This is a genomic window from Actinokineospora sp. UV203 (assembly GCF_056323665.1).
Genome location: NZ_CM150484.1, coordinates 406,692 through 432,051, shown reverse-complemented (window position 1 = coordinate 432,051; position 25,360 = coordinate 406,692). Strand labels below are relative to the sequence as shown.

Genomic DNA, 25,360 nt, shown 5'->3' with positions numbered 1-25,360 from the left:
GGTGACCGGGCTTGGGTGGGGGGTGGGGGTGGATAGGCTCTTCGGCGTGGTGACGGCAGAGACGGGGCGGCGCGTGCGGGTGTCCGACGACGAGGCGGGCGCGCTCAACGCTGTGGAGCGCAAGCAGCTCGACGTCGTGCGCCGGTTCGGCACAGTAGGCGCGCTGCTACTCGCCGTGGGCTCGCTGGGCGCGGGGGCCGCTCCGGTGTTCAACCCGGTGATCCGGCTCCCGGTGTTCAACCTGTTCATCCGGATGACCACGGTGTCGCTGGCGATCGGGTTCACCGGCGTGTTCATGATCGTGGTCGCCTGGCTGGCGCTGGGCAGGCTGTCGCGCCCCGGCCGCGAGCGCGTCGTGTCCGTGCCGCAGATGGCCCGGACGCTGGTGATGTGGATCGCGCCGCTGGTGTTCACCGTGCCCAGCTTCAGCCGCGACGTCTACAGCTACCTCGCGCAGAGCGAGATCGTGGCCCGCGGCATGGACCCGTACACGCTAGGGCCCGCTCAGGCGCTCGGTGTCGAGCACCCGCTCACCCAGGGTGTGCCGACGATCTGGCGGGAGACGCCGTCGCCGTACGGCCCGCTGTTCCTCACCCTGGGCAAGGCCATCAACTGGCTCACCGGCGACCACGTCGTCCACGGTGTCGCCTTGCACCGACTGCTGGCGCTGATCGGCCTGGCGATGATCGTGTGGTCGCTCCCCCGGCTGGCCAAGCGGTTCGGGGTGAGCCCGGTGAGCGCCCTGTGGCTGGGCGCGGCCAACCCGCTGGTGCTGTTCCACCTGGTCGTGGGCGTGCACAACGAGGCGCTGGCGATCGGGCTGATGCTGGTGGGCTTCGAGCTGGCGCTCACCCGGATGGCGAAGGTGACCTCGGACGGCCCGTTCCCGCCGTGGCAGCGCGGTGAGTTGGCCTGGTACGCCACCGGGGGCGCGGTGATCACGCTCGGCGCGGCGGTGAAGATCCCGGCGGCGCTGGCGTTGGGCTTCCTGGGAGTGATGATCGCCCGGCGGATGGGCGGGACGTGGAAACACCTGTTCCAGGTCGCGGGCGGGCTGGGCGTGGTGTTCCTGGTCGTGCTCACCGCCTGCTCCTTCGGCAGCGGCCTTGGCTACGGCTGGGTCAGCACGCTGAACACCGCGTCGACCATCAAGAGCTGGCTGGCGCCGATGACCGCGCTCGGCTTCGGCGCCGGCGGCCTCGGGATCCTGATGGGCCTGGGCAACCACACCGACGCGGCCATCACCGTGGCGCGGCTGTTCGGCGCCATCATCGGCCCGCTGATCGCGGCGAAGCTGCTGCTCGACAGCTTCCGGTGGAAGCTGCGGCCGCTGACCGGCCTCGGTGTGGCGCTGGGCGCGGTGCTGGTGTTCGGCGCGGCCGTGCACGCCTGGTACCTGCTGTGGGCGGCGGTCCCGCTGGCCGCCGCGGCGGGCAACACCCGGTTCCGCACGGCGGCGACGGTGATCAGCGCGAGTCTCGCGGTGGTGCTGGCGCCGACCGGGGGAACCTTCGACGGGCACATCTTCGTGCTCCCCTACGCCTACCTCGCCGCCGCGATCACCACCCTGGCAGCGGTCGCCGTGGTGTGGCGGCACCTGCCGTGGCCGCCCGCCCGCCGGGTGACCACCGGCACGCCTTAGGCTTTCGAGTCGTGAGTGTGCCCGCCGTCGAGGTGTCCGACCTGGCCAAGAGTTACGGGTCCACCCCTGCCGTCGACGGCATCGGGTTCACCGTGGAACGTGGCTCCGTGCTGGCCCTGCTCGGGCCCAACGGCGCGGGCAAGACCACCAGCATCGAGATCTGCGAGGGCTTCCTGCGCCGCGACGGCGGTTCGGTGCGCGTCCTCGGCCTCGACCCGGCCACCGACGGCGAGAAGCTGCGCCCCCGGATCGGCGTGATGCCCCAGGGCGGCGGCGCCTACCCCGGCGTGCGGGTCGACGAGATGCTCACCCTGGTCGCGGCCTGTGCGGCCAACCCACTCGACCCGGCCTGGCTGCTCGACATCCTCGGGCTCGCGGGCGCGACCCGGACCCCGTACAAGCGCCTCTCCGGCGGGCAGCAGCAGCGGCTGTCGCTGGCCTGCGCGCTGATCGGCAGGCCCGAGCTGGTGTTCCTCGACGAACCCACAGCCGGGATGGACCCGCAGGCCCGCAGGCTGGTCTGGGAACTGGTGGCCGCCCTGCGCGCCGACGGCGTGAGCGTCCTGCTCACCACCCACCTGATGGAGGAAGCCGAAGCGCTCGCCGACCAGGTGGTGATCATCGACCACGGCCGGGTGGTGGCCCAGGGGAGCCCGCGCGAGCTGACCGAGCAGGGTGAGGACGATCAGCACCTGAAGTTCCGGGCCAAGTCCGGACTGGACACCACGCTGCTGCTGGCGGCGCTGCCCCAGGGATGCCGGGTGAGTGAGCCGATGGCGGGCCAGTACCTGGTGACGGGCACGGTCGACCCCCAGGTCGTCTCGACGGTGACGTCGTGGTGCGCGCAGCAGGGCGTCCTCGCCCAGGAGCTGCAGGTGGGCAGGCGCAGCCTGGAGGACGTCTTCCTCGACCTGACCGGACGGGAGCTGCGCTCGTGACCGCACGATTCGAGCCCGGCACCTTCACTCCCGCGCCGGGGGCGGGCAAGCCCCTGCGGATGCTGCTCACGCACGCGCGCACCGAGGCCATGCTGACCCTGCGCAACGGTGAGCAGGTCCTGCTGACGGTGCTGATCCCACTGGCGCTGCTGATCGGCCTCAGTGTGCTGAAGATCATCGAGATGCCCGAACCCCGAGTCGACTCGGTGACGCCCCGGATCTTCGCCCTCGCGGTCATGTCGTCGGCCTTCACCGGCCAGGCGATCGCGTTGGGCTTCGACCGCCGCTACGGCGTCCTCAAGCGCCTCGCCGCGACGGCGCTGCCGCGCTGGCTGCTGGTCGCCGGCCGGGTGCTCGCGGCTTTGGCCGTGGTGGTCCTGCAGTTGGTGCTGCTGGCGGTGACCGCGGTCCTGCTGGGCTGGTCCCCGTCACCGTCCGGTCTGGTGTGGACAGTGCTGCTGGTGGTGCTGGGCACGGTGGCGTTCGGGGCACTCGGCGTGCTGCTCGGGGGCGCGTTGAAGGCTGAGGTCGTGCTGGCACTGGCCAACATCGTGTGGTTCGTGCTGCTGCTGGCAGGCGGCATCATCGTCGCCGCCGACTCACTGCCCGACGGCATGGCGACAGTGGTCCGACTCCTGCCCAGCGCGGCACTGACCGAGGGACTGACGACAGCCCTGGTCGAGGGCAAGGTGCCGGACTGGTCGGTGTTCGCGATCCTCGCGGGCTGGGGCGGCGGCGCGGCGCTGCTGGCCACACGCACGACAAAGCTCGTCTGACCGGCTGATGGGCGCTGCCGCCGGCCCTGGTCGAGGGGGGACGCGACTGAGCCGGCGACAGCTAAGAGAGGCGAAGGGGGAGTTCGCCCTCTGACGACCGAGTGTAGTAGCCCATGATCACCGCGTGGGAATGAACGGTGAAGATCTCCCCGTTCAGCGCACGATGGGAGTCCGGCCACATCGGCGGCCGGCCGCGGACGCGCTCTCAGGGGCGCCCGCCTACCATCGTCGCGTGCTGCCGCAATCGTTGAAGGACCGGATCGACCGTCTGCCCGCGCAGGGTGTCCGCACCCAGCGCGCCGTCGCGATCGCTGTCGTCGTCACGCAGGCGCTGATCGCGGTCACCGGGTCGGTGGTCCGGGTCACCGGGTCGGGGCTGGGCTGCACGACGTGGCCGCAGTGCCATCCGGGCAGCATGGTGCCGGTCGACCACCCGGAGTTCGCGGCCCTGCACCAGTGGATCGAGTTCGGCAACCGGATGCTGACCGGCGTCGTCGGCTTCATCGCCATCGCCGCGTTCTTCCTGGCCTACCTCGACCGCCCGCACCGCCGCCGCTACCTGCGGCTGGCTTTGATCATGCCGCTCGGGGTGCTCCTGCAGGCCGTCATCGGCGGCGCCACCGTACGGCTGGACCTGCTGTGGTGGACCGTGGCGGTGCACTTCATGGTCTCAGCCGTGATGGTGTGGCTGGCCGTGCTGCTCGTCCACGCGGTCGACGAGGGGGACGGGCCGAGAGTCGTTCGCGGGCCGACTGGATTGCGCGGGCTGCTGAGCGCCACGGTCGTGGTGCTCGCCGGGCTGCTCGTGGTCGGCACGATGGTCACCGGAGCGGGCCCGCACGCGGGCGACCCGGAGACGCCGCGACTGGGGCTGCCGGTGGAGACGCTGGCGCACGTGCACGCCGCGTTCCTGTTCGTCTACCTCGGCATGGTGCTCGCCGTCGGGTTCCTGCTGCACTCGCGCGCGGACCGTGCGCTGTGGCGCCGGTTCTACGCCTTGGTCGCCGTCGTGCTCGCGCAGGGCTCGCTGGGGTTCGTCCAGTTCTGGACGGGCGTGCCGGAGATGCTGGTATCGCTGCACGTTCTGGGCGCCATGGCGGTCATCGTGGCCACCGCGAGCCTGTGGTGCGCGACGCGCGACTACCCGCGCGCGCCCGCCGAGGCGGACGAAGCGCGGGCCGTCGCGGTCTAGGTCCTAGCTCAGCCTCGGGTCCTGGCGGCCATCTTGCGCCGGTGCCCGGCGCCGATCTTGGTGGCCGCCACGGTCTCGCGGTCCCACTCCGAGAGTTCGAGGCCCTCGATCGTCGCGACGAGGGCCTCCCCCGCGGCGGGGCCGGGCACGATGATGTCGCCCATCACGCCGTCGTCGCCGACGAGCACCACGCGGGCGCCGGTGCGCCCGATGTTCTGGACAACGGCCCGGCTCGGCTTGCCATGCTCCGCGACGAACGCGGTGGCGGCCTTGACGGCCTGGGCGGGGACCTGGGGTTCGGTGTTCTCGTCAGCCACGGACCGAGCTTAGGACCAACCGGGCGGTGAGACCCGTCCACCGTGAGCGGTTCCACTCGGGCATGCTTGGAACATGACAAAGGCAGTGGTGGTGACGCGCACCGGTGGCCCCGAGGTGCTGACCTACGCGGACCGGGATGTCCCCGCCCCGGGCCCCGGCGAGGTGCTCGTAGGGGTGGCCGCGGCGGGCGTCAACTACATCGACACCTACCACCGCGACGGCATCTATCCCCTGCCGCTGCCCTTCGGCCTCGGCCTCGAAGGCGCCGGGACGATCACCGCGGTCGGCGACGACGTCGGCGACCTCGCCGTGGGCGACCGGGTCGCCTGGGCCGACGCGATGGGCAGCTACGCCGAACACGTGCTGGTGAGATCCACGGTGGCGGTCCGCGTCCCCGACGGCGTCGACGACGAGACCGCCGCGGCCGCGATGCTGCAGGGACTCACCGCCCACTACCTGGTGACCTCGACCTATCCCGCCCGACCGGTGGACACGGTGTTGGTGCACGCGGCGGCGGGCGGCGTCGGGCTGCTGCTCGTGCAGCTGGCCAAGGCGCGCGGCGCCCGGGTCATCGGCACCGTGTCCACTTCGGACAAAGAGGCGCTGGCCCGGGAGGCGGGCGCCGACGAGGTGATCCGGTACACCGAAGAGGACTTCGTCGCCCGGACGCTGGAGCTGACCGACGACGAGGGCGTCGCGGCGGTGTACGACGGTGTCGGCCGCACGACGTTCGACGGCAGCCTGTCGGTGGTGAGGCGACGCGGGACGCTGGCGTTGTTCGGCGCCGCGAGCGGACCGGTGGACCCGGTGGACCCGCAGCGGCTCAAGAAGGGCGGTTCCCTGTTCCTGACCCGACCGAAGCTGGCTGATCACGTTGCCACGGAAGAGGAACTGCGGTGGCGGGCCGATGAGCTGTTTGGCTCGATCGTCGGCGGGAGCTTGAAGGTGCGGATCGGGGGCAGGTATCCGCTCTCCGAGGCACGGCAGGCCCATGAAGATCTGCAGGGCAGGCGCACCACCGGCAAGCTCCTGCTCATCCCCTAGCCCGTCCAACCCATTGGGCGAACTGAGGCCACCGCATACCGGCGCCCAAGGGGCACCGTGACGGCGGCCGACCACGGTTACCGACTATCCGCGGCGGCCGCTCGCCAAGGTGACTCGACTTTGAATTTCGGGGAGGCGGAACCTCAGGTGACCTGGACGGCGTCGATCACGAAGACGAGGGTTTCGTTCGCGGCGATGCCGTTGCCGCCCTGGCCGTAGCCCTTGTCCGGGGGAACGACCAGGAGCCTGCGGCCGCCCTGCTTGATGCCGACCAGGCCCTCGTTCCAGCCGTCGATGACCGAGGCCTCGCCGACGCCCTGGAGGGGGAAGGGCTGGTTGCGCTTCCAGGAGGAGTCCTTCTCGGTCTTGTTCGACCAGGTGACCAGCAGGTAGTGGGTCAGCATGTCGCTGCCCTTCACGACCTCCTTGCCCGTGCCCGGCGTCAAGTCCTTGACGATGAGCTTCTTGGGCGGCGCGCAGGTGGTGGGAACGGTGATCTCGGGCTTGGAGTTCGCGGCGCCGGTGACTTTGATGTCGTCGGCGGTGCACTCGGCGCCATTGGCGGCGGCGCTGGTCGGGGCGGAGGACTCGCTGGTCTTGGTGGGCTGGGCCGCGGCCGGGGTGCTGGGGCCACTCGGCGGCTGGGTGGAGGCCTGCTCCGTCGGGGCGCAAGCCGTCAGGCCCACCGCCACCGCCGCCGCGATCATGATCTTGCCGACGTTGTGCATGGTCAGCGAGTCTAGAAAAGGCCCTCGGACGAGCCGCACCCGGTCTACCCGAACGTGAATCCTCACCCGAATTTCGCAATCCACGGGCAGGAAATCGCGCGTAAAGTGACTCCGCGCGCCTGATCGGATACTGACCGCGTTCGCCCGTTCGTGTGCGCCCCAAGGAGGTGACCATCGTGCCCGCGGATGCCGAGGGCCTCCGCACCCACCCGATCCAGGAGCTCTTCTGGACCCGAACGGGTCTGCTGCTCCTGATCCTGCTCGTGGTGTCGGGAACGTCGATGTGGACTTCGAGCGGTCTCGACCCGGGTACGGCCAAGAATCTACTCGCCGCGCTCGGCACCGGGACCATGGTGTCCGCCGTCGTCGGGTTCGGCCAGACGCTGATCACCGCCACGGCCGCCCAGCGGGCGATGGTGACGCCGGTGATCGAAGAGAGCAGGCGCGCGCTTCGCGAGTTGTCGGCGGAGTACCGGGCCCTCAACCAGGAGTTCTTCCCCACCCACGTCTTCGAGGCGACCACCGACCCCGACCCGACGTTCAACGCCCTGATGATGCGCGACCTCAAGGACACCAGGCAGTTCTGCTTCCGCGGGTTCTCCGGCCGTCACGCCGCGGTCCGCCTGCTGCACTCCCACGCCGAGTGGGAAGTGCGGGCCGTCGTGGCCGATCCGCGGGAGCGGACGGCGATCAGCGGACGTGCCCGGCACCTGGTGCGCAACGCCGGGGTCGACGCGGACTACGAAGGCATCCAGGCGACGCTGCACGAGGAGATCCGCATCGGGCTCGTCGGCCTCTATCTGGCCCGCGCCCGGTGTTCGGTGATCGACGTGACCGTCATCGCCGATCCCCCGCTGGACCGCCTGGAGATGTTCGACGACAGCGTCTGGATCACCCTCTACAGCGACGTCGCGGGCGTCGCCTCGCTCTACCCGCGGACCCTGCGCTTCTCCGAGGGGTCGTTCATCTACTCCATGGAACGCGCCGATTTCGCGCGCCTGCGCGGCGCCCGGGAAGCGGGGCGGTTCCAGATCACCCCGGACACCACCCGGGCGGAGTTCCTGGCGCACTTCGAACGGGTCACCGGCACCGCGCTCACCGAGAAGCGGTTCCGTGAGCTGGAAGCGAAGTTCCACACCTTCCGCCATGACTTCTCCGCCAAAGCCGAACTGGAGGCCTGATCCCGTTGTCGACCGCGCTGTCCGAGCTCGCCGACCGGATGCGCACCACGCCCGCGCGCCGCTGGTCCGCCGTGCACGACTGCTTCGGCTCCTGGGTGGACGGTTCGACGCTGAGATCCGTTTTGCGCCAACACCTTATGAGCCTGGGACCGGACAAGGCCGCGGCCCTGATCGGCCGCTCCCGGGAGACCACGACCCACTTCGCCTGGTGCCTGCGCGACCGCGAGGCCGAGCCGTTCACCTTCTGGCTGCACGAGTACAAACCGCAGAGCGACTGGCGGCCCGGCTACGCCGATTCCGTGCACAACCACCGGTACCACTTCTGCACGGTCATCCTGCGCGGCGGCTACCTCCACGAGCGCTACGCCACCACGATCGACCCCGACACCGGCCTGATCTCGGCGGCGACCCTGCTGCGCCGCACCGAATGCGGTGTGGGCGAGTCCGGGTACCTGCTCGCCGACGAGTTCCACCGCATCCCCAGCGCGGCCGACCAGACGATGACGTTCCTGGTGAAATCCCGCCCGGTGAGCGCCGCCAGCCTCTCGTTCGACCCGGCCACCAAGATCGGCCACCGCCATGTCCCCGTCGAATCCAGACTTGAGGAGCTGACCAACAGGATCTGAAACGACTTACCATCAGCCCCACCCGATTCCACACCGCTCGGGAGGGGTTCCATGTCCACGCCAGTTCTGTCCACCGAGTCCGTCGGCGCCGCCGCCATCGCGCAGGTCAGCCGCCGGGTCCAAGTGCTGTGCAGGCGCTACGCCGACCGACTGCCGTTCCACGGCTGGCACCACGTCAGCTTCGTGCGCGACAAGGCTGTCGAGTTCGCCATGCTCAACGGGTCCGACGTGGCTGTCGTGGAGACGGCCGCGCTGGTCCACGACGTCAACTACCTCGTCCGGCGCAACTCCTTCGCCGCGGCGGGAAGCGCGCTGCGCAGGCGCATCCTGGCCGACGCGGGCATCGGCGCGGCCACGGTCGACTGGATCGACGCGCTCGTCGACGAAGCGGAGATGCGCACCCGGCACCGTGACATCTCGCTGGAAGCACAGGCACTCAGCGATGCCGACACGCTCTTCAAGGCGCTGCCGGTGACCCCGGTCGTGTTGGCGCACAAGTACTTGGCGGAGAACGGCGTCAGTTTGCGCGAGCTGGCGGACAAAATCGTCGGCGAACAGCGCGACGTGCACGACGAGGGCTTCTACTTCTACTCCCCCGCCGCCGCCGCGAGCTACTCCCGTTGGGCCACCGCGAACCTCGAACTGTGGTCCTGCATCAAGGAATCGCTGAACGACCCCACCGTCGAACGGCTACTCAGCGCGGTCGGGTGACCCCGCCGCCGAATGGGAAATCCCTGGCCCGACACGGGTGGCAGGCACGGCGAGTCAGCTGACAGCGAGCCGCTCGGCCGCGGCGCGCACGATCGACGCGGGGTCCAGGCTCACATCGATCTCCGTGCCCTGCTCGTCGACGTCGAGGGGCTCCAGGGTCGCGAGTTGTGAGTCGAGGAGGGACACCGTGGCGAAGTGGCCCTGGCGTCCCCGCAGGCGCTCCGCGAGCAGTGCGCGGTCGCCGCACAGGTGCAGGAACCAGAGTGGCACCCCGGCCTCGCGCAGTCGGTCGCGGTAGCGGCGGGTGAGCGCCGAACACGCGACCACGCACCCCGTGTCCGCATGGGTGGAGATCCACTCCGCGACCGCGGCCAGCCACGGTTCCCGGTCGGCGTCACGCAGCGGCAGGCCCGCCGCCATCCGGGCCACGTTCGCCGGGGAGTGGAAGACGTCGGCATCGCCCCAGGGCAGCCCCAACCGCTCGGCGAGCAGCGCGGCCACGGTGCTCTTCCCCGACCCCGCCACACCCATCACGACGACAACCGACACCTGTCCCCTCCCGGTCCGCAGCTCAAGAAGATCATGCTCCTGTCCACGCACCCGTGCACGTCCACCACCCCGCCCCCGGCCTACCCCGGCCGACCTGCTCCACCGACCGCCACCACCGACCGCCGCCTAAGGGGACCGTGACGCAAGCCGACCCCGGTAACCCAACCCATCCGCACCGTCACCCGCCAGGTGACCCGACGTTTAAATTCCGGGGAGGCGGAACAGCGGGAGCGACAGGGCCGAGTCGACGGCGAGGGCCACGAAGACCAGCGTCAGGTAGCTGTTCGACAGGTGGAACAGCTTCATCGGGTTGCCCGGCTCACCACGCCGGATGGCGCCGTTGAGGCGGTGGGCGAAGATCAGGAACCACAGCCCGGCCAGCAGCGCGAACGTCGCGTAGACCCAGCCGGTGGCGGGCACCAGCAGCAGCGTCCAGGCCACCATCACCCACGAGTAGATGACGATCTGCTTGGCCACTTGCCGCGGCGTCGCGACCACCGGCAGCATCGGCACACCGGCCGCCGCGTAGTCGTCGCGGAATTTCATCGCCAGTGCCCAGAAGTGCGGCGGGGTCCAGAAGAAGATCACGCCGAACATGACCAGCGCGGGCCAGCCGACGTCGCCGGTGACGGCCGACCAGCCGATGACCACGGGCATGCAGCCCGCCGCCCCGCCCCAGACGATGTTCTGGGCGGTGCGCCGCTTCAGGATCATCGTGTAGACGAGGACGTAGAACAGGATCGCGCCGACGGCCATCGCCGCGGCGAGCAGGTTCGTGGTGGCCCAGAGCCAGGCGAACGACAGCACGCCCAGGATGACGCCGAAGATGAGCGCGTTGCGCGTGGGCACGGTGTGCAGGGCCAGCGGGCGCTGCTTGGTGCGCTTCATCAGCGCGTCGATGTCGGCGTCGACCACGCAGTTCAGCGCGTTGGCGCTGCCCGCGGCCATGGTGCCGCCGAACAGGGTGGTCAGGACCAGCCACGGCGACGGGATGCCGCGCTCGGCGAGCAGCATCGCGGGGACGGTCGTGACCAGCAGCAACTCGATGATGCGCGGCTTGGTGAGCGCGACGTAGGCCTTGAACACCTCACCGCGGGTCGGCGCGGACGGGGGAACGGCATCGACGGGCACTGGCATCACCGACGACATCTCGCTCCTCTAATCTGCTCGCGAACCGGCTGAGACGCCGGTCACGGCGGTTGCGGTTGCGCCACGGGACGCCCGCGACACCGAAGGAAATGTTAACCGCGAGTCTCCTGGGTACCCGTATCGGGTGGCGGCGCGGACGCCGAAGTCGGTCGCGAATCACATCGGCGGACCTCGGCGACTACGCTGACCACGGACCAGGGATGGCATGCGGGTCCGGCCAGGTCGCCCCCTACGGTATTGATCTAGAATCCGGGGCAAAGGGTGATCATGAGCCGCGAACCCGCCAGACGTGGAAATGGGAGCTCAAGTCCGTGTCCGTCAGTGAAGTACCCAGTGAATTGACCGAACTCACCACCGCGGTGCTGCCCGAGGACTGGACTGACCTCGACAAGCGCGCGGTCGACACGATCCGCGTGCTCGCCGCCGACGCCGTGCAGAACGTCGGCAACGGCCACCCCGGCACGGCGATGAGCCTGGCGCCGCTGGCCTACTCGCTCTACCAGCGCGCGATGCGCCACGACCCCAGCGACCCGGACTGGATCGGCCGCGACCGGTTCGTGCTGTCCTGCGGGCACTCCAGCCTCACCCAGTACCTGCAGCTGTTCCTCTCCGGCTACGGCCTGGAGATCGAGGACATCGCCGCGCTGCGCACCTGGGGCTCCAAGACCCCGGGCCACCCCGAGCACGGCCACACCAAGGGCGTGGAGATCACCACCGGCCCGCTGGGCCAGGGCCTGGCCTCCGCGGTCGGCATGGCGATGGCCGCCCGCCGCGAGCGCGGCCTGTTCGACCCGGACGCCAAGCCGGGCGAGAGTGTCTTCGATCACCATGTGTACGCGGTCGCCTCCGACGGCGACATCGCCGAGGGCGTCACCTCCGAGGCGTCCGCGATCGCGGGCCGCCAGCAGTTGGGCAACCTGATCGTCTTCTACGACGACAACGAGATCTCGATCGAGGACGACACCAAGATCGCGATGGCCGAGGACACGGCCAAGCGCTACGAGTCCTACGGCTGGCACGTGCAGCGCGTCATCGGCGGCGAGAACGTCACCGGCATCCTCGAGGCGATCGAGAACGCCAAGGCCGAGACCGGCAAGCCGTCGTTCATCCTGCTGCGCACGGTGATCGGCTACCCGGCGCCGAAGCTGATGAACACGGGCAAGGCGCACGGCGCCGCGCTGGGCGACGAAGAGGTCGCCGCGGTCAAGAAGATCCTGGGCTTCGACCCGGAGCAGACCTTCGAGGTCGACCCGGCCGTGCTCGCCCATGCCCGCGAGGTCGCGGAGCGCGGCAAGGCCGCCCGCGCCGACTGGGAGACCGAGTTCGAGAAGTGGGCGCGGGCCAACCCGGAGCGCAAGGCGCTGCTGGACCGGGCGAGCGCCTACAAGCTCCCCGAGGGCTTCGTCGAGGCGCTTCCGAGCTGGGACCCGGACGCCAAGGGTGTCGCCACCCGCAAGGCCTCCGGCGAGGTGCTCAACGCCATCGGCGACCTGCTGCCCGAGCTGTGGGGCGGCTCGGCCGACCTGGCCGAGAGCAACAACACCACGATCTCCGGCGCCGACTCGTTCGGCCCGGTGGAGTCGGCCACGAAGCACTGGAACGCGCAGCCCTACGGCCGCACGCTGCACTTCGGTGTCCGCGAGCACGCCATGGGCTCGATCCTCAACGGCATCGTGCTGCACGGCCCGACCCGCCCCTACGGCGGCACGTTCCTGGTGTTCTCCGACTACATGCGCCCGGCGGTCCGACTCGCCGCGCTGATGAAGCTGCCGGTCACCTACGTCTGGACGCACGACTCCATCGGCCTCGGCGAGGACGGCCCGACGCACCAGCCGATCGAGCACCTGGCCGCGCTGCGTGCGATCCCAGGCCTGGTCGTGCTGCGCCCGGGTGACGCCAACGAGACCGCCGCGGCGTGGAAGGCGATCCTGTCGCAGTCCGACGCCCCGGTCGGCCTCGCGCTGACCCGGCAGAACCTGCCGGTGCTGGAAGGCACCAAGGAACTCGCGGGCGACAACGTCGCCAAGGGCGGCTACGTGTTGGCCGAGGAGACCGGTGGTCCGGCGCAGGTCGTGCTGATCGCCACCGGCTCGGAGCTGCAGCTCGCGGTCGAGGCCCGCAAGGTCCTCGAAGCCGACGGCGTGCCGACCCGTGTTGTTTCCATGCCGTCCATGGAGTGGTTCCAGGATCAGGACCAGGCCTACCGCGACACCGTCATCCCGCCGAACGTCAAGGCCCGAGTGGCCGTCGAGGCGGGCATCGCGCAGCCGTGGCACCGCTACGTCGGCGACACCGGCGAGGTCATCTCGATCGAGCACTTCGGCGCGTCGGCGGACCACCAGACGTTGTTCCGCGAGTTCGGCTTCACGACCGAGGCCGTCGTCGCCGCCGCCCGCCGCACCCTCACCGCCAACGGAGGCGCCAAGTGAGCGACAACCTGAAGACTCTTTCCGACGCCGGTGTGTCCATCTGGCTCGATGATCTCTCCCGCGAACGTCTCACCTCGGGCAACCTCGCCGAGCTGATCCGCGAGCAGCACGTGGTCGGCGTGACGACCAACCCGACGATCTTCGCCGGTGCTCTCTCGGCAGGCGAGGCCTACGACGAGCAGGTCCGTGAACTGGCCGCGCGCGGCGCGTCGCTCGACGCGGCCGTCCGCGAGCTGACCACCACGGACGTGCGCAACGCGTGCGACCTGTTCCGCAGCCACCACTCGGCCTCCGACGGTGTCGACGGCCGGGTGTCGATCGAGGTCGACCCGCGGCTCGCGGCCGACACCGAGGCCACCGTGGCCGAGGCGGCCGACCTGTGGAAGACCGTCGACCGACCGAACCTGCTGGTCAAGATCCCGGCCACGGTCGAGGGCATCCCCGCGATCGCGCGCACGCTCGCCGAGGGCATCAGCGTCAACGTCACGCTGATCTTCTCCGTCGAGCGCTACCGCGCGGTCATGGAGGCGTACCTGACCGGCCTGGAGCGGGCCAGGGAGAACGGCCACGATCTCAAGTCGATCGAGTCGGTCGCGTCCTTCTTCGTGTCCCGTGTGGACACCGAGATCGACAAGCGGCTCGACGCGCTGGGCACCGACGAAGCGAAGGCACTGCGCGGCAAGGCCGCCATCGCCAACGCCCGGCTGGCGTACGCGGCGTTCCAAGAGGTCTTCCAGGGCGAGCGCTGGGAAGCGCTGGCCGAGGAAGGCGCCCGTCCGCAGCGTCCGCTGTGGGCGTCGACCGGGGTCAAGAACCCGGACTACCGCGACACGATGTACGTCGACGACCTCGTCGTCGCCGACACGGTCAACACCATGCCCGAGAAGACGCTGCGCGCGGTCGCCGATCACGGCAAGATCACCGGTGACACCGTCACCGGCACCGCCGCGCAGGCGCAGGAGGTCTTCGACAAGCTCGCCGAGGTCGGGATCGATCTCGACGACGTCTTCCGGGTGCTGGAGACCGAGGGCGTCGACAAGTTCGAGAAGTCGTGGGCCGAATTGCTTGAGACAGTGCAGGGACAGCTCGACAAGGCGCACTAGGAAAGGCTGACGCCACGTGGCACACCCCGGAGAGACCGTCGCAGTAACCATCGTCGACCAGCGGCTCACCGAGGAAGCCGCCTCGCTCGTCCAACAACTCGTGGACGACGCCGTGGCGTCGAAACTCGCGGCTCAGGACCCCACGCTGTGGGGTCCTGAGGCCGAGTCCGAGTCGGCCGTCCGGCTGGCCTGGACCACGCTGCACGAGACCTCGCGCCCGCTGCTCGCCGAGATCGACGCCCTCCGCGCGGAACTGCACGCGGAGGGCGTCGACCGGGTGGTCCTCGCGGGCATGGGCGGCTCGTCGCTCGCCCCCGAGGTCATCACCGGCACGGCGGGTGTTCCGCTCGTCGTGCTCGACACCACCGACCCCGGCCAGGTGGCCGACGCGCTCGCGGGCGACCTGACCCGGACGGTGCTGGTGGTGTCGTCGAAGTCGGGTTCCACTGTGGAGACCGACAGCCACCGGCGGATCTTCGCCCAGGCGTTCGCCGCCGAGGGCATCGACGCGGCCTCGCGCATCGTCGTGGTCACCGACCCGGGTTCACCGATGGAAGCCGCGTCCGTGGAAGCCGGCTACCGCAAGGTGTTCCTGGCCAACCCGAACGTCGGCGGGCGCTACTCGGCCCTCACCGCGTTCGGCCTGGTGCCTTCCGGGCTCGCGGGCGCGGACGTCGCCGGACTGCTCGACGACGCGGCCGACGCGGCCCGAATCCTCGCCACGGACACTCTCGACAACCCGGCCCTGGTGCTGGCCGCCGCTCTCGGCGCGGCCCACTCGCGGGGCGCGGAGAAGATTGTCATCGCCGACACCGGCTCCGGCTTCAAGGGCTTCGGCGACTGGGCCGAACAGCTCGTCGCCGAGTCCACCGGCAAGGGCGGCACCGGGCTGCTGCCGGTGGTCGTGGCCGACGCCGACTCCCCCGGTTTCGCCGACGCGGGCGACGACGCGACGCCCATCGCGATCGGCCCGCCGGTCAGCGCCATCGCCACGTCGGGTCCGCTCGGCGGGCAGATCCTGCTGTGGGAGTACGCGACGGCGATCGTGGGCAGGCTGCTGGGCATCAACCCGTTCGACCAGCCCGACGTCGAGACGGCGAAGAAGGCGGCGCGCGCGCTGCTCGACTCCCCGGACGCCTCGACCGAGGTCGCTCCGTCCTTTGTGGATGGCGCGGTCGAGATGTACCCGTCCGACGGCTGGCTGCCCGAGGGCGTCGACTCGCTCCCGGGTGCGCTGACCGCGCTGCTCGACGCCGCGCCCGAGTTCGGCTATGTGTCCATTCAGGCCTATCTCGACCGGCTCGACGACGCCTCGACCCTGCTGCTGCGCTCGGAAATGGCGCGGCGCAGCGGTTTGCAGACCACGTTCGGTTGGGGACCGCGGTTCCTGCACTCGACCGGGCAGTACCACAAGGGCGGGCACCAGAACGGCGTGTTCCTGCAGATCACCGGCGCTGTGGCGGAAGACCTGCCGGTGCCCGACCGCCCCTACACCCTCGGCGTGCTCCAGCACGCGCAGGCGCTCGGCGACGGCCAGGTCCTCGCCGAGCACGGCAGGCCCGTCCTGCGCCTGCACTTCACCGATCGCGCCGCGGGGCTGGCGCACCTGGTCAAGGCCCTCACGGAGGTTAACCGGTGACAGCGTCCAAGACGCGGTGGGCGAACCCGCTGCGCGACGAGCGGGACAAGCGGCTGCCGCGGATCGCGGGGCCGTGCGGCCTGGTGATCTTCGGCGTGACCGGCGACCTGTCCCGCAAGAAGCTCATGCCCGCGATCTACGACCTGTCCAACCGCGGCCTGCTGCCGCCGGGCTTCTCCCTGGTCGGGTTCGCCCGCCGGGACTGGGCCGACCAGGACTTCGGGCAGATCGTCTACGAAGCGGTCAAGCAGCACGCGCGCACGCCGTTCCGTGAGGCCGTGTGGGACCGGCTGGCCGAGGGTTTCCGGTTCGTGCCGGGCACTTTCGACGACGACGCCTCGTTCGACACCCTCGCCACGACGATCGCCGACCTCGACCGGGAGCGCGGCACGAGCGGCAATCACGCGTTCTACCTGTCGATCCCGCCGAGCGCGTTCCCGGTGGTGACCAAGCAGCTCGCCCGCGCCGGGCTGGCCACTCCGGCCGGGCCGGACGAGTGGCGCCGGGTGGTCATCGAGAAGCCGTTCGGCCAGGACCTGGCCTCCGCGGTCGCGCTGAACAAGGTCGTCAACAAGGTCTTCCCCGAGGAGTCGGTGTTCCGCATCGACCACTACCTCGGCAAGGAGACCGTCCAGAACCTGTTGGCGCTGCGCTTCGCCAACCAGCTGTTCGAGCCGATCTGGAACTCCCACTACGTCGACCACGTGCAGATCACCATGGCCGAGGACATCGGCCTGGGCGGGCGCGCGGGTTACTACGACGGCATCGGCGCGGCCCGCGACGTCATCCAGAACCACCTGCTGCAGCTGCTGGCGCTGACCGCCATGGAGGAGCCGGTCTCCTTCAACCCCCACGCTTTGCGCACCGAGAAGATCAAGGTGCTGGAGGCGACCAAGCCGGTCGGGCCGTTCGCCGAGACCACCGCCCGCGGGCAGTACCTGGGTGGTTGGCAGGGCGGGCAGAAGGTGCTCGGACTGTTGCAGGAGGAGGGTTTCGCGAAGACCTCCACCACGGAGACGTTCGCCGCGATCACCCTGGAGGTGAACACGCGGCGGTGGGCCGGGGTGCCGTTCTACCTGCGCACCGGCAAGCGGTTGGGGCGGCGGGTCACCGAGATCGCGGTCGTGTTCAAGCGCGCGCCGCACCTGCCGTTCGACGAGACGTCCACTGAGGAACTCGGGCAGAACGCGCTGGTGGTGCGGGTGCAGCCGGACGAGGGCATGACCATGCGGTTCGGCTCGAAGGTGCCGGGCAACGCCATGGAGGTCCGGGATGTGTCGATGGACTTCAGCTACGGCCACGCCTTCACCGAGTCGTCGCCGGAGGCCTACGAACGGCTGATCCTCGACGTGCTGCTCGGCGAGCCGTCGTTGTTCCCGGTGAACCAGGAGGTCGAGCTGTCCTGGGAGATCTTGGAGCCGGTGCTGAAGTACTGGAAGACCGCGGGCAGGCCTGAGGGCTACGCCGCGGGCACGTGGGGGCCGGAATCCGCGGACAAGATGATGTCGCGGACCGGCAGGCACTGGAGGCGACCTTGATCGACAATCGTTTTCCCGATCACGGTGGCCGACCGGGTGCGGGTGTCCCGCATAAGCACTGGAGGCGACCTTGATCATCGACCTGCCCTCAACGACGACTTCGCAGGTCAACAGCAAGCTGGTGCACCTGCGTGAGCAGGGTGGCGCCAACACCCTGGGCCGGGTTTTGACGCTGGTGATCGTCACCGACGACGGCGAGCGCGTCGAGGACGCGATCGACGCGGCGAACGACGCCAGCCGGGAGCACCCGTGCCGGGTGATCGTGGTGGCCCGCGGCGCGAAGAAGGCCGCGGCGCGGCTGGACGCGCAGATCCGGATCGGCGGCGACGCCGGTGCGAGCGAGGTGATCGTGCTGCGCCTCTACGGCCCGTTGGCCGACGAGGGCGCGAGCTGCGTGATCCCGCTGCTGCTGCCGGACGCCCCGGTCGTGGCGTGGTGGCCGTTCGAGGCGCCCGCGAGGCCCTCGGACGACCCGATCGGCAGGCTCGCGCAGCGGCGGATCACCGACTCGGCGGCCGAACGGCACCCGATCAAGGCCCTGCAGACTCGCCAGAAGCAGTACGCCGACGGCGACACGGACCTGGCCTGGACCCGGCTGACCTTGTGGCGGGCGGTGCTGGCGGCGGCGTTGGACCTGCCGCCGTACGAGAAGGTCACCGCCGCGTCGGTCAGCGGCGGCGGCGACTCGCCGTCGACCGACCTGCTCGCGGCGTGGCTGGCGACGTTCCTGAACGTGCCGGTCAAGCGGATCAACGCCGGCGACGGGCACGGGATCGTGTCGGTGGCGATGGAGCGCCGGTCGGGCACGGTGGAGCTGCAGCGGCCGGACGGCAAGGTCGGCACCCTGACCCAGCCGGGCCAACCCGCGCGCCGGGTGGCCCTACAGCGTCGGGAGGTGCGGGACTGCCTGTCGGAGGAACTGCGCAGGCTCGACGCGGACGAGATCTACGAGGCGACACTCAACGGGCTCGCGAAGGTGACCCGCGGCCGGGCGACGGCGGCCCGCAAGCAGGCTCCGACACAGCCGGCGGGCACGCCGAGGCCTTCGGCGAAGGTCGCGGCGAAAACCGCGGCGGCCGACGACAAAGCCAAAACGGCCCCGGGAACCTCGGTGACGAAGTCGTCCGCGAAGACAACGACGGACGGCAAAGCCAAGACGCCCACGGGGACCTCCGCGAAGACCTCGGCGGACGGCAAGGCGAAGACCGCAGGCGGCGCGACGAAGTCCTCGCCCAACGGATCACCCGCCTCGGCGAAGCCCCGCACTGCCTCATCCGCGGCGAAGAAGGCCGCGCCCAAGCCGAAGGCCACCTCATGAGCCGCCCCCAGGTCGTCGTCTACCCGAGCCCGGCTGTGCTGGCGGCGGCCACCGCGGCCCGGCTGATCACGCGACTGGTCGACGTGCAGGCCGCCACCGGTTCGGCGTCCTTGGTACTGACCGGCGGCGGCACCGGCATCTCGGTGCTGGAGCAACTGCGCGCCACTCCCGCCCGCGACGCGGTGGACTGGTCGAAGGTCGACTTATACTGGGGCGACGAGCGGTTCCTGCCGTCAGGCCACCCGGACCGCAACGAAACCCAGGCGCGGGCGGCGTTGCTCGACCACGTACCGGTCTCCCCGCGGCGGGTCCACGCGATGGCTCCCTCCGACGGCGAGTTCGGCGACGACCCGGACGCGGCCGCGGCGGCCTACGCGGAGCTGCTGGCGAACGCGGCGGAGCCGGAGGACCACGGGCCGGTGCCGAAGTTCGACATCTGCCTGCTTGGGGTCGGCGAGGAGGGGCACACGCTCTCGGTGTTCCCGGGTTCCCCCGCGGTGTATGAGAAGGAGCCGACGGTGGTGGCCGTCCGCAACTGCCCCAAGCCGCCACCGACCCGCATCAGCCTGACCCTGGAAGCGGCCCGCCGCTCAACGGAGGTATGGCTGATGACCACGGGCGAGAACAAGGCCCCCGCCGTGGCAATGGCCCTGTCCGGCACCGGCGAGGTCCAACTACCCGCCGCAGGTGCCAGAGGCACCCACCGCACCCTCTGGCTCCTCGACAAGCCCGCCGCCACCAAGGTCCCCAACGTCTTCACCCCACCCCTCTCCTAACCGCGAGTCGCGGGTTAGCGGAGGCCGTTGCGGGTGGCGATCTTGACGAGGAGGTCTGGGTCGTCGCTGATGATGCCGTCGGCGCCGAGGTCGATCACGCGCTGCATGGTGGGCTCGTCGTTCACCGTGTACGGGATGACCTTGAGGCCACGTCGGTGCAGGCCTGAGATGTCGGGGCCGTGGAAGTAGGTCGGGTCCTGGCGTAGGTACCAGTCGGGCGAGGTGACCTTGGGCTGGGCCGGGTCGTGGACCTGCCAGTTGGAGGACACCGTCGAAGCACCCGACTGGCGGACCAGCTTGGCGAGATCCTGGTGCTTCCACCAGTCCAGTCCCCCGGTCCACGGGCTCTTCACCGACGGATCGCCGTAGGCCGCCTGCAGCGAGCACTCGTCGGCGAGCGTGGCGCACTCGGCTGGGCCGTACTGCCACACCAAGGCCACGGTCCGCACCCGCGGGTCAAGATCCCGCGCCAGCATGATCGTCCGCCAGTCGAACGACTGCAGCGTCGTGCGGGAAGCGAATCCGGAGCGGACGATCTCGCCGATCACCTTGCGGGTGAACACGTCATAAGGCACCGTGTCGTCCGCGGTCGGGCTGATCTTCGTCTCGATGTTGAACCCGATATCGCCACGCCCGCTCGACCGCACCAGGTCGAACACCTCCGCAAGCGTCGGGATGCGCTCCCCCGGCACCGCCTGCTGCGCCGGGAACTCCGGCAGCGTCTTCGACCCACAGTCGAGCGTCTTGACCTGACCCAGCGTCAGGTCACGGATTCGCTTCCCCACATAGGGAAACTCCGGGTCACCCGCCGAAACCGGCGCGGTGTCGACACAGTGCGAGCCATTGACCGTCCGGTCGTGGATCACCACGACATGACCGTCCGAGGTGACCCCGGTGTCCAACTCCAAAGTGGACACACCCGGATTGCTCAGCGCATAGGAGAAAGCAGCCAAGGTGTTCTCCGGCCGAACCGACCGGGCCCCACGGTGGCCCTGGACGTCGAACGGCGAGCCATAAGCACGTGGGAGGCGGTAGCCCCGGGAAGCGAGCAGGCCCCGTAGCCGGTCGGGGTAGTCGGTGATCAGGCCGTCGACGCCGTCGTCAAGGAGTTTGGCCATGGTCGGCACGTCATTGACCGTCCACGGGATCACCTTGATCCCGTTGCGGTGCGCGTGCGAGACCATCGACCGGGTCACGTACGGGCGGTAGCCGGGGTCGATTACCGAGCCGCCCTGCGGGAAGCCGTGCACGGGAGAGAACGTCGTGACGCCGAAGGACTTCACGGCCGCGATGGGGTCGCCGCCGAAGTCGTCGATGTCGATGCCGCCCAGCCACGGCGACGCGCCCGGCTTGCCGGTCTGCAGGAAGTCGTAGTTGGTCAGCGCGACCAGCGGCACCCGCGGCGCGACCTGGCGCATCCGCATCAGCGCGCCCCAGTCGAAGCTCTGCACACTGACCCGGCGCTCCACGCCCGCCGCCGCGATCTCCCGGGCGGTGAGCTGGACGAACTTCTCGCGCGGCGCGGTCTCATGCGGGGCGCCCGCCTCGACCTTGGTCTCGATGTTGAACCGGACGTCGTTGGCGCGGTAGCGCTCGGCCAGCGCGAACACCTCACGCAGCAGCGGCATCCGAGAACCCGGCGCCAACTCCTGTCCAGGCCGGTCGGCGAGCCGGACCGACCCGCAGTCGAGGGTGCGCACCTGGGCGAACGACAGCGTGTGCACGAACTTCCCGACGTAGGGGAACTCCGGGTCGCCTGCGACGACCGGCGCGGTGTCGCGGCACTTGCGCGCGTCGACCCTGCGGTCGTGGGTGACCACCGCCTGGTCGTCCTCGGTGATCTGGACGTCGAGTTCCACAGTGGACACGCCGAGCCGGAACGCGGTGCCGAAAGCGCTGAGCGTGCTCTCCACGCGCAGCCCGAGGCCGCCGCGGTGGGCTTGCAGGTCAAAGGAACGGGGCGGCTCGGCGGTGGCGGGGACGGCGGATAGGCAGGCCGCGGCGAGGACCACGGCACCTGCCCGGACTAACCTGGATGGGGTCATGACCCGGATGGTGGCAAGCCGAGATGGCCTATCGGTGGCCTGCGGGCAAACTCAGGACGCGCGCACGCGATCCGGGAACTCCGCGCCCAGCAGACCGAGCATCGTGGTGGCCTTGACCGCCGTCTCCTCGTACTCCCCCGCCGGGTCCGACAGGGCGATGATCGCGCCGCCGACACCGAAGCCGACCTGGCCGGGTCGGGCCACCAGGGTGCGGATCACCATGCTCAGATCGGCCGCGCCGCTCAGCGAGAAATAGCCGATCGCTCCCGAGTAGACACCGCGCGGGCCGCGTTCGAGCCGGTCGATGATCTCCATGGTTCGTACCTTGGGCGCACCCGTCATCGACCCGCCGGGGAACGCGGCGCGGACGCAGCGGACGGCGGAGACCCCTTCGGACAGTTGCGCGCGGACCGTGCTGACCAGGTGGTGCACGGTCGCGTAGGTCTCGACCTCGAACAACCCGGGCACGTGCACGGACCCGATCTCGGCGTAGACGCCCAGGTCGTTGCGGACGAGGTCGACGATCATCAGGTTCTCGGCGCGGTCCTTCTCGTCGGTGGAGAGGTCGTGGCGCAGCGCCTCGTCCTCGGCCTCCGTGCGGCCGCGCGGGCGGGTGCCCTTGATCGGGCGGGACTCCACCTGGCCGGACGCCGTGACGGATAAGAACCGCTCCGGGGACGTGCTCAGCACCGACAGGTCGCCGAAGCGCAGCAGCGCGCCGAACGGGGCCGGACTCTTGCGGCGCAGATACCGGTAGGCCTGCCACGGGTCGATCGTGGCCCCCGCGGTGAGCACGTTCGTCAGGCAGACCTCGTAGGTCTCACCGTCGGCGATCGCGGCCTGGCACTCGTCGATCATCGCCAGGTACGCGGCCCGGTCGTGGCGCGGGGTGAGGGCTCCGGCGACCACACCGCGCTCCACCGGCAGCGCGGGCGCGGGGGCCGCGGCGAGGTCGACCAGCCGGGCCGCGGTCCGGTCCGCCCACTCCACGTCGAACGCCAGCAGGAACACCTCGCCGGTCGCGTGGTCGAACACCGCCGCCCGGTCCACGAAGACCATCTGCGCGTCCGGGTCGGGCGAGTGGTGGACCCGGTCGGCGCCGCACTCGGCCTTGAGTTCGTAGCCCAGATAGCCCACCCAGCCCAAGGCGAAGCCGAACGGCAGGTCCGGCACCTCGACCCGCCACCGCGCCAGGTCGGCGTCGAGCCAGGCCAGGAACTCGTCCTGGACGACCTCGACACCCGTGCGCGAGGTGATGGTGACCTGGCCGGTCCACACGTCGGAGGTGGCGACGCGGGCCAGCGGGCCGGAGGCGTCGCCGAGGAACGAGAACCGGCCGCCGGTGGCACTGTCGAGCCAGAAGGCGTGCGCGGAGTCCCGGTAAAGGGCGTCGAACGTCTCCTCCGCGGTGACCGGCACCGTCAGCTTGCGGACATGGACCCGCGCGGCGGGCGGCGGCTCGGGGTGGTGGGTCTCGGGGACGGGCGCGGCGACCACGGTCTCGCGCGGGTGTTCGTCCCACCAACGGCGGGTCAGGTCGGCGAAGTTCGCCAGCAGGGCGTCGCCGTGTTCGGTGCACACCGACTCGGGGTGGAACTGCACGCCCCACGCGGGCCGCTCGCGGTGCCGCACGCCCATGAGGACGCCGTCCTCGGCCCAGGCGGTGGCTTCCAGCTCGTCGGGCAGGTCTTCGACGGCCAAGGAGTGGTAGCGCACGACCCGCATCGGCGACGGGATCCCCGCGAACAGCTCGCGGCCGTCGTGGCGGACCTCCGACAGCCTGCCGTGGCGCACCTCGGGTGCCCGGGTGACCTCGGCGCCCGCGAGCAGGCACAGCCCCTGGTGGCCCAGGCACACGCCCAGCAGCGGCTGGCGCGCGGCGGCGAGGACGGCGCGGCTCAGCCCCATGTCGCGGTGCACGGCGGGATGGCCGGGCCCGGGCGAGATGACCACGTTGTCGAAATCGACCAGCCCGCCGAGGTCCCAGTCTTCGTCATTTCGGACAACAGTCGGCCGAGCGCCATCGATGGCGGCCAAAGCCTGGTAAAGGTTGTAGGTGAAGGAGTCGTAGTTATCGATGATCAGCGTACGCAAATCTCCTCCTCCCCTCCCCGCCAAGCTTGTGGCCGGCGATTTGCTCTCGCACAGAATCGGGCACTACTTCGTCCCGATATGGGCGATTCTCCGTCGTTGTGGGTAGCGAACCCCGCGACTGCTCGTGGGCCAGAAAGGCGATCCATGCCACACCTACCGCGCCGCCCGGGCTCGAACCGCAAGAATGCTACAACCTCGAAGACCGTTCCCGAGCAGCGCGCGGCCACGCATGACCAGCCTGAGCAGCGAGAAACGGTCTTGGACACGGCGCTCGTCAATGGAGGTGGCACCCTGGTCGCCCAGATGGTCGTTCCTGACGACACCGCCCTGGTGACGCCCGCCCGGACAGCCGGGCAAGCGCGTCGCCGATTCCCCCTGCCGCCAAGACTCGCGGCCCTCTGGGCCGACCCTCGGATCAGGGGAATCGTCTCCGACATCGCCGCCACGTCGATCGCCGCGCTCGACGTGTGGCTGGTCGAGCCGGACGGTGCCCCCGGCTACTCGCTTTGGCTGTCGTGGCTGGCCGTGCTGGCGATGCCGCTGCGCCGACACGTGCCGTGCGTGGCGCTGGTGCTGACCATCCCGGGGTTCTTCACCGGGTGGGCCCAGCTCGCCGCGATGATCGCCCTCGGGACGCTGGCCAAGCGCTACCTGTTGACCTGGCGGACGCTGGTGGCGGCGTTCCTGGTCGGGCTGTGCAGATTCGTGCTGTGGCCATGGGCCGACTTCCTCGAACTGACGTGGCGCGAACACTTCCTCGACGCGATCTACGGGGTGCTGGTCGCCGGGATGCCCGTGGCCATCGGCATGTTGATCACGGTTCGGCAGGAGCTGTCGGCCCGGATCAACCAGCTCGCCCGCAGCCGCGCCCGAGAACAGCGCCTGCACGCCCAAACCGTGCGCTCGGCCGAACGGGCCAAACTCGCCCGGGAGATGCATGACGTGGTCTCCCACCAGGTGACCCTGATCGCGATGCAGGCCGGGGCGCTGAAAGTGTCGGCCAAGGACGCCGAGTCGGTGGAGGCCGCGGAGACGATCCGCGCGCTGAGCACCCGGACGCTGGAGGAGCTGCGCGAACTTGTCGGCGTCCTGCGGTCCGGTGGCGACGAGGACGAATACCAGCCAGGACTGGAGAACATCGGCACGCTCGTCCACGGGTGCGACGTGTCGGTGACGCTGGCGATGGAGGCGTCGCCGGAGCTGCTGCCCGCCCCGGTGTCGCGGGCGGCGTACCGGACGATCCAGGAGGCCTTGACCAACGTGCACAAGCACGCGGCGGGGTCACCGACGACGGTGCGCGTGCAGACCGCTGGGTCGACGCTGGTGGTGGAAATCCGTAACGACCGGCCGAAATGCCGTCCATCCGGGCTTCCGTCGGGCGGGCACGGGTTATTGGGGCTGCGCGAGCGGGCCGGTCTGCTTGGCGGCACTTTTACCGCCGGACCGACAGCGGACGGCGGTTTCCGGGTGCGCGCCACATATCCGCTTTCGGTTTAGATTTCAAATACTCGCGGGGCGTTCGTAAACGGAAAAGCCACCCCAGGGAACCCTGGGGTGGCTTTTC

Annotated in this window: 19 protein-coding genes and 3 pseudogenes; 15 read left to right on the top strand and 7 right to left on the bottom strand. The window is 70.2% G+C overall.

The annotated features are described in order from the left end of the window. Positions 1 to 46 precede the first annotated feature (46 nt). From mptB to ACUZ2Y_RS02020, 4 genes are all read left to right on the top strand, one after another. Positions 47 to 1,642, top strand: coding sequence for a polyprenol phosphomannose-dependent alpha 1,6 mannosyltransferase MptB (mptB, locus tag ACUZ2Y_RS02035; RefSeq protein WP_476326325.1), 1,596 nt, complete (start codon positions 47 to 49; stop codon positions 1,640 to 1,642). Positions 1,643 to 1,653: 11 nt separating this feature from the next. Next, positions 1,654 to 2,580, top strand: coding sequence for an ABC transporter ATP-binding protein (locus ACUZ2Y_RS02030; protein WP_476326323.1), 927 nt, complete (start codon positions 1,654 to 1,656; stop codon positions 2,578 to 2,580). Between the two features lie 59 nt (positions 2,581 to 2,639). Beyond that, a complete protein-coding gene (locus ACUZ2Y_RS02025; protein ID WP_476331513.1) occupies positions 2,640 to 3,356 on the top strand; it encodes an ABC transporter permease in 717 nt (238 codons plus the stop codon). A 232-nt stretch (positions 3,357 to 3,588) separates the two neighbouring features. Continuing rightward, on the top strand, positions 3,589 to 4,548 hold the full coding sequence (locus tag ACUZ2Y_RS02020) for a COX15/CtaA family protein (protein ID WP_476326322.1): 960 nt from the start codon (positions 3,589 to 3,591) through the stop codon (positions 4,546 to 4,548). Between the two features lie 8 nt (positions 4,549 to 4,556). Here the strand turns inward: ACUZ2Y_RS02020 and ACUZ2Y_RS02015 are convergent, their stop codons facing one another. After that, complete coding sequence (locus tag ACUZ2Y_RS02015; RefSeq protein ID WP_476326320.1) at positions 4,557 to 4,865, bottom strand: hypothetical protein; 309 nt, start codon at positions 4,863 to 4,865, stop codon at positions 4,557 to 4,559. Positions 4,866 to 4,938: 73 nt separating this feature from the next. Between ACUZ2Y_RS02015 and ACUZ2Y_RS02010 the strand changes: the two genes are divergently transcribed. Then, positions 4,939 to 5,910 (top strand): quinone oxidoreductase family protein, encoded by a 972-nt coding sequence (locus tag ACUZ2Y_RS02010; RefSeq protein WP_476326318.1) that lies wholly within the window; start codon positions 4,939 to 4,941, stop codon positions 5,908 to 5,910. A 143-nt stretch (positions 5,911 to 6,053) separates the two neighbouring features. Here the strand turns inward: ACUZ2Y_RS02010 and ACUZ2Y_RS02005 are convergent, their stop codons facing one another. Beyond that, positions 6,054 to 6,638, bottom strand: coding sequence for an FKBP-type peptidyl-prolyl cis-trans isomerase (locus ACUZ2Y_RS02005; protein ID WP_476326316.1), 585 nt, complete (start codon positions 6,636 to 6,638; stop codon positions 6,054 to 6,056). 176 nt (positions 6,639 to 6,814) lie between these two features. Between ACUZ2Y_RS02005 and ACUZ2Y_RS02000 the strand changes: the two genes are divergently transcribed. Genes ACUZ2Y_RS02000 through ACUZ2Y_RS01990 form a run of 3 tightly spaced genes read left to right on the top strand, consistent with a single transcriptional unit; the run spans position 6,815 to position 9,156 of the window. After that, a complete protein-coding gene (locus tag ACUZ2Y_RS02000) occupies positions 6,815 to 7,819 on the top strand; it encodes a hypothetical protein (RefSeq protein WP_476331510.1) in 1,005 nt (334 codons plus the stop codon). Further along, positions 7,816 to 8,445: a cupin domain-containing protein gene (locus ACUZ2Y_RS01995; RefSeq protein WP_476331507.1), complete on the top strand. Its 630-nt coding sequence runs from the start codon at positions 7,816 to 7,818 to the stop codon at positions 8,443 to 8,445. The genes ACUZ2Y_RS02000 and ACUZ2Y_RS01995 overlap by 4 nt, the downstream gene beginning before the upstream one ends. A 51-nt stretch (positions 8,446 to 8,496) precedes the next feature. After that, positions 8,497 to 9,156, top strand: coding sequence for an HD domain-containing protein (locus ACUZ2Y_RS01990; RefSeq protein ID WP_476326314.1), 660 nt, complete (start codon positions 8,497 to 8,499; stop codon positions 9,154 to 9,156). A gap of 54 nt (positions 9,157 to 9,210) precedes the next feature. Here the strand turns inward: ACUZ2Y_RS01990 and ACUZ2Y_RS01985 are convergent, their stop codons facing one another. After that, on the bottom strand, positions 9,211 to 9,705 hold the full coding sequence (locus ACUZ2Y_RS01985; protein WP_476326312.1) for a gluconokinase: 495 nt from the start codon (positions 9,703 to 9,705) through the stop codon (positions 9,211 to 9,213). Positions 9,706 to 9,906: 201 nt separating this feature from the next. After that, on the bottom strand, positions 9,907 to 10,854 hold the full coding sequence (locus ACUZ2Y_RS01980) for a heme o synthase (protein ID WP_476326310.1): 948 nt from the start codon (positions 10,852 to 10,854) through the stop codon (positions 9,907 to 9,909). Positions 10,855 to 11,165: 311 nt separating this feature from the next. On the opposite strand from ACUZ2Y_RS01980, the gene tkt reads away from it, so the two are divergent. The 6 genes and pseudogenes from tkt (at position 11,166) to pgl (ending at position 19,657) form a co-directional block, all read left to right on the top strand. After that, entirely contained in the window at positions 11,166 to 13,283 is a 2,118-nt protein-coding gene (gene tkt, locus ACUZ2Y_RS01975; protein WP_476326308.1) for a transketolase, read from the top strand. Continuing rightward, on the top strand, positions 13,280 to 14,386 hold the full coding sequence (tal, locus tag ACUZ2Y_RS01970; RefSeq protein WP_476326306.1) for a transaldolase: 1,107 nt from the start codon (positions 13,280 to 13,282) through the stop codon (positions 14,384 to 14,386). The genes tkt and tal overlap by 4 nt, the downstream gene beginning before the upstream one ends. A gap of 16 nt (positions 14,387 to 14,402) precedes the next feature. Next, positions 14,403 to 16,025: a glucose-6-phosphate isomerase gene (locus ACUZ2Y_RS01965; protein ID WP_476326304.1), complete on the top strand. Its 1,623-nt coding sequence runs from the start codon at positions 14,403 to 14,405 to the stop codon at positions 16,023 to 16,025. After that, complete coding sequence (zwf, locus tag ACUZ2Y_RS01960; RefSeq protein WP_476326302.1) at positions 16,022 to 17,563, top strand: glucose-6-phosphate dehydrogenase; 1,542 nt, start codon at positions 16,022 to 16,024, stop codon at positions 17,561 to 17,563. The genes ACUZ2Y_RS01965 and zwf overlap by 4 nt, the downstream gene beginning before the upstream one ends. 70 nt (positions 17,564 to 17,633) lie before the next feature. After that, positions 17,634 to 18,548: pseudogene (opcA, locus tag ACUZ2Y_RS01955) on the top strand (glucose-6-phosphate dehydrogenase assembly protein OpcA); the annotation flags it as partial. A gap of 329 nt (positions 18,549 to 18,877) precedes the next feature. Then, positions 18,878 to 19,657 (top strand): 6-phosphogluconolactonase, encoded by a 780-nt coding sequence (gene pgl, locus ACUZ2Y_RS01950; protein ID WP_476326300.1) that lies wholly within the window; start codon positions 18,878 to 18,880, stop codon positions 19,655 to 19,657. A gap of 14 nt (positions 19,658 to 19,671) precedes the next feature. On the opposite strand, the pseudogene ACUZ2Y_RS01945 reads toward pgl, so the two are convergent. The 3 genes and pseudogenes from ACUZ2Y_RS01945 to pabB form a co-directional block, all read right to left on the bottom strand. Then, positions 19,672 to 20,634 (bottom strand): annotated as a pseudogene (locus ACUZ2Y_RS01945) (glycerophosphodiester phosphodiesterase family protein); the annotation flags it as partial. 36 nt (positions 20,635 to 20,670) lie between these two features. Next, a pseudogene (locus ACUZ2Y_RS01940) lies at positions 20,671 to 21,702 on the bottom strand (glycerophosphodiester phosphodiesterase family protein); the annotation flags it as partial. A 51-nt stretch (positions 21,703 to 21,753) separates the two neighbouring features. After that, positions 21,754 to 23,796 (bottom strand): aminodeoxychorismate synthase component I, encoded by a 2,043-nt coding sequence (gene pabB / locus ACUZ2Y_RS01935; RefSeq protein ID WP_476326298.1) that lies wholly within the window; start codon positions 23,794 to 23,796, stop codon positions 21,754 to 21,756. A gap of 258 nt (positions 23,797 to 24,054) precedes the next feature. Here pabB and ACUZ2Y_RS01930 point away from each other — a divergent pair, with 258 nt between their 5' ends. Beyond that, positions 24,055 to 25,293, top strand: coding sequence for a sensor histidine kinase (locus ACUZ2Y_RS01930; RefSeq protein WP_476326296.1), 1,239 nt, complete (start codon positions 24,055 to 24,057; stop codon positions 25,291 to 25,293). Positions 25,294 to 25,360: the final 67 nt, after the last annotated feature.

Bases quoted from the DNA above. Each gene is read 5' to 3' on its own strand.
- ACUZ2Y_RS02025 (WP_476331513.1), top strand. From the start codon at position 2,640: ATGCTGCTCACGCACGCGCGCACCGAGGCCATGCTGACCCTGCGCAAC.
- ACUZ2Y_RS02010 (WP_476326318.1), top strand. From the start codon at position 4,939: ATGACAAAGGCAGTGGTGGTGACGCGCACCGGTGGCCCCGAGGTGCTG.
- ACUZ2Y_RS02005 (WP_476326316.1), bottom strand. From the start codon at position 6,638: ATGCACAACGTCGGCAAGATCATGATCGCGGCGGCGGTGGCGGTGGGC.
- ACUZ2Y_RS01990 (WP_476326314.1), top strand. From the start codon at position 8,497: ATGTCCACGCCAGTTCTGTCCACCGAGTCCGTCGGCGCCGCCGCCATC.
- ACUZ2Y_RS01980 (WP_476326310.1), bottom strand. From the start codon at position 10,854: ATGTCGTCGGTGATGCCAGTGCCCGTCGATGCCGTTCCCCCGTCCGCG.
- pgl (WP_476326300.1), top strand. From the start codon at position 18,878: ATGAGCCGCCCCCAGGTCGTCGTCTACCCGAGCCCGGCTGTGCTGGCG.